This window comes from Pusillimonas sp., from assembly GCF_029263785.1.
In the GTDB taxonomy this organism is placed as follows: Bacteria; Pseudomonadota; Gammaproteobacteria; order Burkholderiales; family Burkholderiaceae_B; genus Pusillimonas.
In genome coordinates this window covers 20,809-33,167 of record NZ_JAJUFE010000014.1, presented here as the reverse complement: position 1 = coordinate 33,167, position 12,359 = coordinate 20,809, and the positions used below count along the sequence as shown (strand labels likewise).

The following is a 12,359-nucleotide window of genomic DNA, read 5'->3' as shown; positions in this document are numbered from 1 at the left end:
TCTATGACCGTCGAAACCACCCCGCAGGACGATGACTTCCCCGATGACCGACCCAGCAAGACGCAGATAAAGCGTCAGATGCATGCGTTGGTCGATCTGGGCAAAGACCTCATCGAGCTGCCCGACTCCCAACTGCGGCAGTTGCCCTTGCCCGATGCCCTGTACGACGCCATCAAGCTGGCGCAACGCACCAGCAGTCGCGAGGCGCTTCGCCGACAGACGCATTATGTTGGCAAGCTCATGCGACAAGTGGATGCCGAAGCCATCAGAACACAGCTTGATATCTGGAAGAACGGTTCTCGCGCCGAAACCGCCGCTCTGCATCGCATTGAAGCACTGCGTGACCGGCTTCTTGAAGACGACGAGTCTCTTACTGAATTGCTGCGCGATCATCCATCTGCCGATATTCAACATCTTCGTACGCTGATTCGGGAAGGCCGGAAAGAAGCCAAACGCAATGCTGCCCTTCTGCCCGGCCAGGAACCTCAGCGCAAACATTATCGCGCCCTGTTTCAGGCCCTCAAATCCCTGGAGAGCGAGGCCTGATGCCTTCGCACCCAGCCTCGCAACTTCAGCTTTCTTGACGACCTCGATCGAATGAAACCCGAATTACTAGACGCCATTGAAATCGAAACCGCTCCCAATCCGACCCATGCAGTCATATGGCTGCACGGCCTGGGAGCCGACGGCAACGATTTTGTTCCCGTTGTTCCCGAATTGAAGTTAAGCAACAGCCCGGCCATTCGCTTCGTATTCCCGCATGCACCGGTCCAGCCCGTTACCATCAACGGTGGAATGGCCATGCGCTCGTGGTATGACATCCGCAATGCAGACCTGGCCCAGCGAGAAGATGCAGAAGGTATCCGGCAGTCGCAAGATGCCGTTCGCGCCCTGATCCATCGCGAAAACGAGCGCGGAATCGAAACAAAAAACATCGTTCTGGCGGGGTTCTCGCAAGGTTGCGCCATGACTTTGCAGACCGGCTTGCGCCACCCCGAGAAACTTGCCGGTCTCATTGCCCTGTCAGGCTACCTGCCGCTTCCGAGCACGCTCGAAGCCGAACGCTCGGCCGCCAACCAGTCTACGCCGATATTTATGGCACACGGCCTGCAAGATCCCGTCGTGCCCTTGCAGCGCGCACAGGAATCCAGCAAGCTGCTGCAGCAACTCGGCTACAAGGTGACATGGAAGACATATCCCATGCCACATTCGGTATGCCTGGAAGAAATTCAGGATATCTCCGCGTTTCTCAAGCAAGTGCTCCAGTCCTGAACGCGTCGCGTATTGCCGCGTCAGTTCAGCTCGAGCCAGACGCGCCGGGTGGTTGGGTCGTCCGGAACACTGTCGTTACGGAAGCCCAACCGCTCCATTAGCCGCAACATGGCGCGGTTCGTGGTCAGCACGTAGCCATCGATATACGAGAAACCCTGAAACTGTGCCGCCTCGATCAGGCCCTGCATCAGAACGGTGCCCAGACGCCGACGCTGCCAGTCATCGCTGACCACCAGGGCGTACTCGGCTCCCCGACCATCCGGGTGACGCAGATAATGGGCGAAGCCGATAATCTGCTCTCGCATCAACCCGCGGTGTTCTGTATTGGGCACTTGCACCGTGGCAACAAGCGCAAGTTCGCGATCGTAATCAATTCGTGAATACCTGGCCAGCATGCTTGGCGTCAGTTCGCGAAGCATCGATACAAACCGCATATATCGGGCCTCGGTCGACAGGCCGCGAATAAATTCCTGCAGCGCTTCTGCATCTTCCGGCCGGATCGGTCGCATCGTCCAGTCGCGGCCGTCATCAAACTGCATGTGCTGCACCAGTCGTCTCGGATAGGGATGAATCGCCATATGGCGATAACCTGACGACTCGGGCAGCACCAGCACGGTGGACGACGACAACGTGACCTGCACCGCGTGCGCTGTCACGTAACTGTCACTTGCGACCAGCGGATCCAGAATCAGCGTGTCGATCTCGGGCAACTCGCTGAGCAGATCCGAGATACGTTCGAGGCTTTCGCGCAGGTTGTCGAAAGCTGCAGGGCTCATGTAACGAGACAGCACCCGGTTCCAGACCAGACTTCGTTCGATCAATTGCCGGGCCAGAAAGCTGTTTAGCGGCGGAAGCTCAACCGCCATGTCGTGGGCCGACAGGCCGCCCGTACCTCCGGTACCAAACTTGATGTAGGGACCAATCCGCGAGTCGCGTCTGGCGCGAACCGCCATCAAGGGCTCCGCCGCCGTCCAGGTGTCTGCCTCGGGCCCACCACCATCCGATCGATGCAAAGGAATATGGAAGCATTCGAACAGCTCCCAGCACTCGGCGGGGGTAAGCTCATTGCGGCGTTCGGCCTGAACCTGGCGGACCAGGGCTCTTGCCCGTTCAAGCATAGGTTCTTTGCGCAAGGGTTCCGGCGGCAGTGTCTGCTGCGACAGCAACTGGTTGTAATGGTACGAAGCCAGCACTCCAAACGCGTTGGCCGCAGCTTCGGGCGTACGAAACGACGGCATTCCCACTTCATCAAGCAAATGGCGCAAGGGCCGGACCGTGTCTTCGCCCATAAAACAGGTGATGACCGGCTTTTTGACGGCCGAAGCACTGGCAATCAGTTGCTGTGCAACCCGCGTCATGTCTGCAAGGGGATCGGGTGCCAACAAGACCAGCACACCATCGACGACGGAATCACCCGCCAGTATTTCGATGACACGGCGAATGGTATCTGGCGTGATGGGTCGTGACGTGGTGATCGGATTACGAACCTGCGCAGCCGGCTCGAGCAGGTCCTGCAGCGCTTTGACGGTAGCTTTGCCCAGTTCGGCGAGCAACACCGGCTGACCCGGGCCGATCACCGTCATGGCCAGGTGGGCGGCGCTATCGCCGTTGGAAAACACGGCTATCCTGCGTCCACGAGGCCAATACGAGTGACGAAGAATCTTGATTGCCGAAAAGAGCTGAACAAAATAGGGTACGCGCACCGCCCCGGCACGCCGGAGCAAGGCGTTGAAAACGGCTTCCGCCGAACCGGCATCGCGCTCGCGCTCTCCTACCTTGAGCACGACTACGGGCTTGACACTGGCGGCCGAGCGCAGTGCACTGGCCAGCGTCCTGGCTGTGAAGTTGTCTTCCAGATAGAGTGCAATGCTTTCGGTCTGCCGGTCGTTTGCCAGGTAATCCAGAACATGCGCAACTTCCAGACCGGCTTCATCGCCCAATGACACCACTTTTGAAAACCCCAGCCGAGCGTCCACGGCCCAATCCAGCACAGCCGAAACCAGGGACGATGACTGCGCCACAAACGCGACTTTGCCGGCATCGGCGAGCCGCGGCATATGACTGAGGTTGAGCCCTTGCAAGGGGTTTTGCACCCCCAGCGATCGCGGTCCCAGCAAGGAGCAATCATTGATTCGCGCCCAACTGCGGCAATACACCATGTCTTCCAGCGCATTATCCGGCGCCGCGTCAGACGAAAGCAGGATCAGGGAGCGCGGCTTATGGACACTGATGCCTTCGAGAGCCTGAGGCAGTTGACTGGATCGCACGCACAACAAGGCAAGATCAACACGCTCGCCAGGCCCAACCCCCTTTAACTGCTCCGGCATGAGGGGCGGATTGTCGTCCGGCATCTCGACGATAACCGTCGAGTTTTCGAGCGTGGAAGGCAGGCTTGACGCGATTGGCAATTGACGATGAGTCACCACAAGCAGCGAGCGTGGTTCGAACAGCGCGGCAAGATGGTGACGCAACATAAGGTCCCGTTCCCAGGCAATGAAATACCAGTACTCTAAAATACGGATGGCAGGGCGACCAGAAATCCTTCATTCGCCTTTGCCGTCTACAACGTAAAGCCTAAATCACAATCTATGTCAACGTCCATACCCTCTGTCGTCCGCACCCGCTTCGCCCCCTCACCTACCGGATACCTGCATCTGGGCGGCGCGCGAACTGCGCTGTTTTCCTGGGCCTTTGCGCGCCACCATGGCGGCGTTTTCGTTCTGCGCATCGAGGACACCGACCTGGAACGATCGACACCCGAGGCCGTTCAGGCAATCCTGGACGGTATGCAATGGCTGGGTATGGAGCCTGATGAGGGGCCCTTTTATCAGATGCAGCGCATGGACCGTTACCGCGAGGTCATCGACCAGATGCTGAGGGAAGGCACTGCGTACCACTGCTATAGCAGCCCTGAAGAAGTCGAAGCAATGCGCGAAGCAGCCCGTGCCCAGGGCCGCAAGCCCCGTTATGACGGCACCTGGCGTCCCGAACCGGGGAAGACCCTGCCGCCCGTACCTGCCGACCGCAAGCCCGTGGTGCGTTTTCGCAGTCCGCTGGACGGAGTCACAAGCTGGGATGACGTCGTCAAGGGACCCATCACCTTCGATAACTCCGAGCTTGACGACCTGGTCATTGCGCGGCCCGACGGCACGCCTACCTATAACTTCTGCGTGGTTGTCGACGACCTGGACATGAAAATAACCCATGTATTGCGCGGCGACGACCATATCAACAATACGCCGCGGCAAATCAATATTCTGCGTGCACTAGGAGGCGAGCCGCCACGCTACGGCCACTTGCCCATGATTCTCGGCCCTGATGGCGAGAAGCTTTCCAAGCGGCATGGCGCTGTCAGCGTCATGGAATATGACAAACAGGGCTACCTGCCGGAAGCCATGGTGAACTATCTTGCCCGGCTTGGATGGAGCCACGGCGACGACGAACTGTTCAGCCGCGAACAGCTTATTGAATGGTTCGACACGCGCAATCTCAGCAAGTCAGCCGCCCAGTGGGACCCGAAAAAGCTCAACTGGGTTAACGCTTACTACATTAAACACAGTGACGACGCTGACCTGGCTTCACGAGTAGAACCTCGCATCCGCGAATTGGGCGGCGACCCGCAGGCGGCCGACCTGCCATCAATCATGGCGCTGCTCAAGGACCGGGCCGAAACGCTTAACCAGTTAGCCGAAGGCGCCATGCTGTTTTGTGCGCCGCCGATCGAGGTGGATGCCGAGCTGGCTGCTCAGCACCTGACACCGGAATCCCTGTCCGTTCTGGCCGACTTCGCCGAGCACGCCCGTGCACTTCCCACGTGGGACACACCCGGCCTGGCAGCACTGATACAAGACACGCTGGCCCGCCATGGCATCAAGATGCCAAAACTGGGTATTCCGCTGCGACTGGCCACGACAGGTCGAAAGCAGACACCGGCCATTGACGCCGTCCTTGCATTGCTGGGTCGCGAAACTGTTCTGGAACGACTGGACGCCGTACAAAAGCGCTAAAACACCGGCAACCGGTAATCGTCAGGCATGCGCCTGAAGCTCAGTGGGCTTTCGGGCCCCTGCAGCACCCATTGCCCGTTGCGCGACTCGGTCTCGTATTCATTGGTGTAGATCGGGTCACCAGGATCAACAGCCACTGCGTTGGAATGCGTGGTACGCAAAACCAGCGTATTGCCCTTACGGTGCCAGCAGCCGGTTTCATTCAGTGATTGCGGGGATTTTCCGGCACGCTTCAATTGCTCGGTATAAGCCATGGTGCCATCCTGGTGCAGTGTCATCAGGACGTGCAGCTCGCCCGCAATGCCCTTGCGCTTATTGACGCCCAACCAGTTGCCCACCCACTCATCGCCGGCTTTGGCTGGCTGGCAAGCCTGATCATCCGTCGAGACGGAAGGTGCAGGCACACTTGCGCATCCGGCTGCCACCATGGCAAGTACCATCAAGGCCGCCCAATGGCGTCGAAAGCCGGCGCGCCTTGCTTGAACCTGATGTATAGCACTGATCATGCTGTCTCCTGAATGGAATCTGGGTATGACGGCGTGGCAGGTTTTTTCGGTACTCAAACATAACCACAAGCGTCGTGCGGCTACGTGCAAGGGTATGCCGGCGCCGTCCTACAATGGGTCTCAGTAGACATTCTATAGACGGGAACCTCGCCATGGACTATTTCCTTCTGCTTCTGTTTCATATTTTTGCGGCGATCCTGTTTGTGGGTACGGTATTTTTTGAAGTATTGATGCTGGAAGGCATACGCAAGCATGTTCCGCGCGATGCCATGCGAACCATCGAAGCAGCGATAGGTCAACGGGCGCGCCGCATCATGCCTTTTGCAATTCTGGCCCTGTATGCTGCAGGCATCGGCATGGCATGGCGTTACCGAACGGTTCTGGCTCAACCCTTCGACAGCACCTTGGGCACCTTGCTGGGCCTGAAAATTCTCCTTGCCCTCAGCGTCCTGGCCCACTTCGTCTATGCGGTTAGCATGGGCGCTACAGGCCGCCTCAGGTCGAGGCAGTCGCGCATGATTCATTTGAGCGTGTTTGCCCATGTGGTGGTAATCGTATTCCTGGCCAAGGCCATGTTCTATCTGAACTGATAACAGTAAGGCTGCATAGCCTATTCAACCGCGTTCAAATGGCCACGTACCGATCGACACAATTATTTTTTTGAAGCGCTGCTGCGGCGCAAAAAACACCAAGGGCAAGGCCCCACGCGCCTTCCCGAAGGAATCCCGGTTTCCGAAGCGCAAACATGCATATTTGCAGAAAAAATCAAGCTCAGAATCGACTTGCCTACCCGGCCTGCTATCACTACAATTAGTAGTTGAAACAACAAAAACCACAAGATATAGTGGTTGAGCCCCAAAAAAGAGCGGTCAGCCCAAAGCCCGCCACCTACTCATCACCAACCAAAATACTCCCCGCCGTCCGCCGGCGGGTCACTGTTTCCCAGGAGCCTTCATGCAGACCGATACCATCGCTGAGTCCCGGCCAGTCGCTGTTCCTCCGTCTTCGCCAGCCGCCAGCGGCAACACCGAAGCCGGCAGCCAATGGCACAACTTCAACATCATCCGCCGCAATGGCGCCGTGGTAGGCTTCGAACCCAGCAAGATTGCCATCGCCATGACCAAGGCATTCTTGGCTGTCAATGGCGGACAAGGCGCCGCATCGGCCCGGATTCGCGAACTCGTCGATCAACTCACATCCCAGGTTGTCAACGCGCTGGTACGTAACCGTCCGGGCGGTGGCACCTTTCATATTGAAGACATCCAGGACCAGGTCGAACTGGCACTGATGCGTTCGGGCGAACACGACGTGGCACGCGCCTATGTGCTTTACCGTGAAAAGCGCGCCCAGGAGCGTGCCCGTGCCGGCCAGCAAGAAGCACCCGCCCAGCAAAGCACCTTGAACGTCAACGACAACGGCGTGATGCGTCCGCTCGACCTTTCGAAGCTGCGCACCACCATCGAAGAAGCGAGCCAGGGTGTGTCCATCGAGATCGATGTCGATGGCATTCTCAAGGAAACCGTCAAGAACCTGTACGATGGCATTCCTGTCGACGAGGTCTATAAATCCGCCATCCTTTCGGCTCGTGCCCTGGTCGAGTCCGACCCGGCCTACAGCCAGGTTACCGCCGGGCTGCTGCTTCATACCATCCGCAAAGAGGTATTGGGCCAAGAGGTCGCTCAGTCCGAAATGACCGAAGGCTATGCCGAATATTTCCCCCGCTTCGTCAAGCTGGGCATCGAGAACAGCCTGCTCGACAGCAAGCTGGGCCAGTTCGATCTGCCCCGCCTGGGCCGCGCCCTCAAGGCCGAACGCGATCTGCAGTTCAACTATCTTGGTCTCCAGACGCTTTACGACCGCTACTTCCTGCATGTGCGGGGTCGCCGCATCGAACTGCCCCAGGTGTTCTTCATGCGGGTGGCGATGGGCCTGGCGCTGAATGAAATCGACCGCGAAGCACGCGCCATCGAGTTCTACGAAATCTTGTCTTCCTTCGATTTCATGAGCTCTACCCCTACCCTGTTCAACTCGGGAACCGTGCATTCGCAGTTGTCCTCGTGCTACCTGACAACTGTGTCCGACGACCTCGAAGGCATCTACGACGCCATCAAGGAAAACGCACTGCTGGCCAAGTATGCCGGAGGCCTGGGTAACGACTGGACGCCGGTGCGCGCGCTGCGCAGCCATATCAAGGGTACCAACGGCGAAAGCCAGGGTGTCGTGCCTTTCCTCAAGGTGGTCAATGACACCGCCGTGGCCGTCAACCAGGGTGGCAAGCGCAAAGGAGCTGTCTGCGCCTACCTCGAAACCTGGCACCTCGATATCGAGGAATTCCTCGAGCTACGCAAGAACACCGGCGACGAGCGCCGCCGCACCCACGACATGAACACGGCCAACTGGATCCCCGACCTGTTCATGAAACGCGTAATGGAAAACGGCGACTGGACCTTGTTCTCGCCGTCAGACGTACCCGACCTGCACGACAAGTACGGCATCGAATTCGAAAAAGCCTACACCGCATACGAGGCCAAGACGGTCAGCGGCGAAATAACGCTGTTCAAGACCATCCCGGCTGTATCGCTGTGGCGCAAGATGCTGTCCATGCTGTTCGAAACCGGCCACCCCTGGCTGACGTTCAAAGATCCATGCAACATCCGTTCGCCACAGCAGCACGTCGGCGTCGTACACAGTTCCAACCTTTGCACCGAGATCACGCTTAACACCAGCGACACTGAAATCGCCGTTTGCAATCTGGGGTCGGTCAACCTTGCCGCCCATCTCAAGCAGGACGAAAGCGGCCAGTATGTGCTCGATCACGAGAAGCTTCAGCGCACCATCGATACAGCCATGCGCATGCTCGACAACGTCATCGACATCAACTATTACGCAGTGGCCAAGGCGCGCAACTCCAACGTGCGCCACCGCCCTGTCGGCATGGGGGTCATGGGCTTCCAGGACTGCCTGCACATGATGCGTGTGCCGTTCGCATCCGAAGCGGCCATCGAGTTCTCCGACCGCTCGATGGAAGCAGTGTGCTACTACGCCTACTGGGCATCCAGCAAGCTTGCCGTCGAGCGCGGCTCGTACGCTACCTTCAAGGGGTCGCTGTGGGATCGCGGCATTCTGCCCCAGGACACCATCGCCATGTTGCGCGAGCAGCGCGGCGGGTATGTCGAGGTCGACGACAGCAGCACCCTCGACTGGGACTCCTTGCGCCAGCACATCCAGCAATACGGTATGCGCAACTCAAATTGCGTTGCCATTGCTCCAACGGCCACCATCTCGAACATCATCGGCGTGTCGCCGTGCATCGAGCCCACCTATCGCAACCTGTACGTGAAGTCCAACCTGTCGGGCGAGTTCACCGTGGTCAACGAATACCTGGTCCGCGACCTCAAAGAACGCGGATTGTGGGACGAAGTCATGGTCGCCGACCTTAAATATTTCGACGGCAGTCTGGCACGCATCGACCGCATTCCCAATGATCTGCGCGAACTCTATGCAACGGCATTCGAAATCGATCCCAAGTGGGTGGTCGAATGTGCTGCACGTCGCCAGAAATGGATCGATCAGGCACAGTCGCTCAATATCTTCATGGCGGGCGTCTCCGGCAAGAAGCTCGATGAAACCTATAAGCTGGCGTGGCAGCGTGGCCTGAAGACCACCTACTACCTGCGATCCAGCGGCGCGACCAACGCCGAGAAATCCACCGGGCGCGGCGGCGAACTCAACGCCGTCTCCAGCGGCAGCCCCAGCGGCGTTTCCGCAGCTCCGGCCGCCCCCCTGCCCGAAGCCGAAGTCGTGGGTGCCGTATGCACCATGCGACCCGGCGACGAAGGCTTCGAAGAATGCGAAGCCTGCCAGTAATTCAAAGAGGTAAAGAACTATGTTGAACTGGGACGATACCCCTCAAACGCCGGCGGCTCCTGCCGCTGCACCATCGCAGCCCAATGTACGCCCGACGCATCACGTCGACGACACCGCCTTGCCTTCGCCGGCAGCACAAGCTGCCGGCCAGGCAGCTTCGGCTCACGGCGGCATTGCCAGCGGTGATGGACAACGCGTCCGTGCCGCCGACAAACGCATCATCAACGGTACGACCGACGTCAACCAACTGGTGCCGTTCAAATACAAATGGGCATGGGAAAAATACCTTGCAACCTGCGCCAACCACTGGATGCCGCAAGAGATCAATATGTCGCGCGACATCGCCCTTTGGAAAAACCCCAATGGGCTGACCGAAGACGAGCGTCGTATCGTCAAGCGTAATCTCGGTTTCTTCGTGACGGCCGACTCCCTGGCTGCAAACAACATTGTCCTGGGCACGTATCGGCACATCACCGCGCCCGAATGCCGCCAGTTCCTTCTGCGTCAGGCATTCGAAGAAGCCATACACACGCATGCATATCAGTACATTGTTGAAAGCCTCGACCTCGACGAATCAGAGATCTTCAACGCGTATCATGAAGTGCCATCCATACGCGCCAAAGACGAATTCCTGATTCCGTTCATCGACGCCATTGCTGATCCGAACTTCAAGACCGGCACACCCGAAGCCGATCAAAAACTGCTTAAATCGCTCATCGTTTTTGCGTGCCTCATGGAAGGTCTCTTCTTTTATGTTGGTTTTACGCAAATACTTGCATTGGGTCGACAGAACAAAATGACGGGTGCCGCCGAGCAGTACATGTATATCCTTCGCGATGAATCCATGCACTGCAACTTTGGCATCGACCTCATCAACACAATCAAACTCGAAAACCCACATCTTTGGACACCCGAGTTTCGTGAAGAGATCAAAGGTCTGTTCAAAAAGGCTGTAGACCTTGAATATGCTTACGCTGAAGACACCATGCCTCGAGGTGTGCTTGGTCTGAATGCTGCCATGTTCAAATCGTATTTGCGATTTATCGCCAACCGTCGTTGCCAACAAATCGGTATCGAACCGCTATTTGCGCAAGAAGAAAATCCCTTCCCGTGGATGGCCGAGATGATCGATCTCAAGAAAGAACGCAACTTTTTTGAGACACGTGTCATCGAATATCAAACCGGAGGCGCACTTAGCTGGGAATAATGCTTGGAGACGACAACTCCTTACGTTAGACTCTAGGCGTGCAAGATGCTATGCGTCTTGCGCGCTTGCGCCATTTGAGATGGGTCGCACCCTTTCGTGGGGGCCATATCAAATGGGTGAACGTATCTCTACGATTCATTCTCAAGGAGCTTGATCATGGCAACAGCCAAAAAGGCCGCGAAGAAAGCGGCTGCGAAGAAAGCAACAGCAAAAAAAGCAGCACCGGCCAAGAAAGTAGTCGCCAAGAAAGCAGCACCCGCCAAGAAAGCCGCCGTTAAAAAGGTAGCGGCCAAGAAAGCCCCCGCCAAGAAAGCGGTAGCCAAGAAAGCAGCTGCAAAGAAAGTCGCAGCGAAGAAAGTAGCAGCAAAGAAAGTGGCAACGAAAAAAGTAGCGGCTAAAAAGGCCGCAAGCAAAAAAGTAGCAAGCAAGAAAACCGCAGCAAAGAAAGCGGCAAGCAAAAAGGTCGCAACCAAGAAGGTAGCTGCCAAGAAAGTTGCTAGCAAGAAAACCGCAGCCAAGAAGGCTCCTGCAAAAAAGGCAGTCGCTAAAAAAACCACCGCCAAAAAGGCAGTAGCCAAGAAGGCACCCGCCAAGAAGGCTGCGGCAAAGAAAGCGACGGCCAAAAAGGCAGCCGCCAAAAAGGCTCCTGCAAAAAAGAGCGGAGCCATGGCAAACGCCAAGGCCAAGAAAGCCGCAACTAAGGCCACGCCTGCCAGCAAGACAATAAACCCTGCGGCATCCTGGCCCTTCCCCACCGGCGGCCGTCCCTGATTACGGTCTCCGACAGAAGCAAGCCTTATCAAACTGCCCGGCACTCCGGGCAGTTTTTTTGTAGCCAGCCCCGACTGCAGACATGCGACAATAGGGCATTGCTAACCTCTTCAAATCATGAACCCATGATCAGTGGCATCCTCGGCTTCGTTTTCGACATCGTCTTTTTGCTGTTCGGCATCGCCCTCATCCTGCGAGCCTGGGCATACGCGATCCGCCTGCATCCCTTCAACCCCTATTCGCAAGCAATCATCCGTCTGACTGACTGGATGGTGCAACCCATGCGCAAGCTGGTGGCGCCTCGCGGCAAGCTCGACCTTCCCAGCCTTATTGCCTGTTGGCTTACAGCATTTATTTATCTGCTGGCCACCTGGATGGTGCTGACCGGCCAGTTGCCCATGGTTCAATCCCTGTTGCCGACCTTGCTGGCCGCCCTGCTGACGGTATTGAAGTGGACGCTTAATCTGGTCGTCTGGCTCACACTTATTCAGGCTGTGCTGTCATGGGTCAACCCCATGGCACCCATCATGCCCATACTGCATACGCTGACAGCACCCTTGCTCGATCCGATCCGCCGCATCATGCCCAACCTGGGCGGCCTCGATCTGTCTCCTCTGGTTCTGCTTGTCCTGGCCCAGATCGCAATGATGGTGGTACAACGATTCGCCTTTGCAGCGCTGGCAATCTAGCCAGCCCGGCAGGCATGAAAAACACCCCAAAGGCTGGATT

Annotated in this window: 10 protein-coding genes; 8 read left to right on the top strand and 2 right to left on the bottom strand. The window is 57.4% G+C overall.

The genetic code is table 11. The annotated features are described in order from the left end of the window. The first annotated feature begins 3 nt into the window (after positions 1-3). Together yjgA and Q1J88_RS05925 are read left to right on the top strand one after the other, a co-directional pair. Positions 4-546, top strand: a complete 543-nt coding sequence (gene yjgA / locus Q1J88_RS05930) for a ribosome biogenesis factor YjgA (RefSeq protein WP_301116654.1) — start codon at positions 4-6, stop codon at positions 544-546. A gap of 51 nt (positions 547-597) precedes the next feature. Next, a complete protein-coding gene (locus tag Q1J88_RS05925) occupies positions 598-1,272 on the top strand; it encodes a dienelactone hydrolase family protein (protein ID WP_301116653.1) in 675 nt (224 codons plus the stop codon). A gap of 20 nt (positions 1,273-1,292) precedes the next feature. On the opposite strand, the gene Q1J88_RS05920 is transcribed toward Q1J88_RS05925, so the two are convergent. Then, a complete protein-coding gene (locus Q1J88_RS05920; RefSeq protein WP_301116652.1) occupies positions 1,293-3,746 on the bottom strand; it encodes a GNAT family N-acetyltransferase in 2,454 nt (817 codons plus the stop codon). 114 nt (positions 3,747-3,860) lie between these two features. On the opposite strand from Q1J88_RS05920, the gene gltX reads away from it, so the two are divergent. Then, positions 3,861-5,279 (top strand): glutamate--tRNA ligase, encoded by a 1,419-nt coding sequence (gene gltX, locus Q1J88_RS05915; RefSeq protein ID WP_301116651.1) that lies wholly within the window; start codon positions 3,861-3,863, stop codon positions 5,277-5,279. On the opposite strand, the gene Q1J88_RS05910 is transcribed toward gltX, so the two are convergent. Further along, positions 5,276-5,785 carry a hypothetical protein gene (locus tag Q1J88_RS05910; protein WP_301116650.1) on the bottom strand — a complete coding sequence of 170 codons (510 nt, stop codon included), beginning with the start codon at positions 5,783-5,785 and terminating at the stop codon, positions 5,276-5,278. The two genes, gltX and Q1J88_RS05910, sit on opposite strands and share 4 nt — an antisense overlap. Before the next feature lie 152 nt (positions 5,786-5,937). On the opposite strand from Q1J88_RS05910, the gene Q1J88_RS05905 reads away from it, so the two are divergent. The 5 genes from Q1J88_RS05905 (at position 5,938) to Q1J88_RS05885 (ending at position 12,319) form a co-directional block, all read left to right on the top strand. Further along, positions 5,938-6,375 carry a hypothetical protein gene (locus tag Q1J88_RS05905; RefSeq protein ID WP_301116649.1) on the top strand — a complete coding sequence of 146 codons (438 nt, stop codon included), beginning with the start codon at positions 5,938-5,940 and terminating at the stop codon, positions 6,373-6,375. 364 nt (positions 6,376-6,739) lie between these two features. Beyond that, positions 6,740-9,652 (top strand): ribonucleoside-diphosphate reductase subunit alpha, encoded by a 2,913-nt coding sequence (locus Q1J88_RS05900; RefSeq protein ID WP_301116648.1) that lies wholly within the window; start codon positions 6,740-6,742, stop codon positions 9,650-9,652. Positions 9,653-9,671: 19 nt separating this feature from the next. Next, a complete protein-coding gene (locus Q1J88_RS05895) occupies positions 9,672-10,859 on the top strand; it encodes a ribonucleotide-diphosphate reductase subunit beta (protein ID WP_301116647.1) in 1,188 nt (395 codons plus the stop codon). Between the two features lie 156 nt (positions 10,860-11,015). Further along, entirely contained in the window at positions 11,016-11,630 is a 615-nt protein-coding gene (locus Q1J88_RS05890) for a histone H1-like DNA-binding protein (RefSeq protein ID WP_301116646.1), read from the top strand. 125 nt (positions 11,631-11,755) lie between these two features. Further along, a complete protein-coding gene (locus tag Q1J88_RS05885) occupies positions 11,756-12,319 on the top strand; it encodes a YggT family protein (protein WP_301116645.1) in 564 nt (187 codons plus the stop codon). The last annotated feature ends 40 nt before the right edge of the window (positions 12,320-12,359 follow it).

Bases quoted from the DNA above. Each gene is read 5' to 3' on its own strand.
- Q1J88_RS05900 (WP_301116648.1), top strand. From the start codon at position 6,740: ATGCAGACCGATACCATCGCTGAGTCCCGGCCAGTCGCTGTTCCTCCG.
- gltX (WP_301116651.1), top strand. From the start codon at position 3,861: ATGTCAACGTCCATACCCTCTGTCGTCCGCACCCGCTTCGCCCCCTCA.
- Q1J88_RS05895 (WP_301116647.1), top strand. From the start codon at position 9,672: ATGTTGAACTGGGACGATACCCCTCAAACGCCGGCGGCTCCTGCCGCT.
- Q1J88_RS05905 (WP_301116649.1), top strand. From the start codon at position 5,938: ATGGACTATTTCCTTCTGCTTCTGTTTCATATTTTTGCGGCGATCCTG.
- Q1J88_RS05885 (WP_301116645.1), top strand. From the start codon at position 11,756: ATGATCAGTGGCATCCTCGGCTTCGTTTTCGACATCGTCTTTTTGCTG.
- yjgA (WP_301116654.1), top strand. From the start codon at position 4: ATGACCGTCGAAACCACCCCGCAGGACGATGACTTCCCCGATGACCGA.
- Q1J88_RS05920 (WP_301116652.1), bottom strand. From the start codon at position 3,746: ATGTTGCGTCACCATCTTGCCGCGCTGTTCGAACCACGCTCGCTGCTT.
- Q1J88_RS05910 (WP_301116650.1), bottom strand. From the start codon at position 5,785: ATGATCAGTGCTATACATCAGGTTCAAGCAAGGCGCGCCGGCTTTCGA.
- Q1J88_RS05890 (WP_301116646.1), top strand. From the start codon at position 11,016: ATGGCAACAGCCAAAAAGGCCGCGAAGAAAGCGGCTGCGAAGAAAGCA.
- Q1J88_RS05925 (WP_301116653.1), top strand. From the start codon at position 598: ATGAAACCCGAATTACTAGACGCCATTGAAATCGAAACCGCTCCCAAT.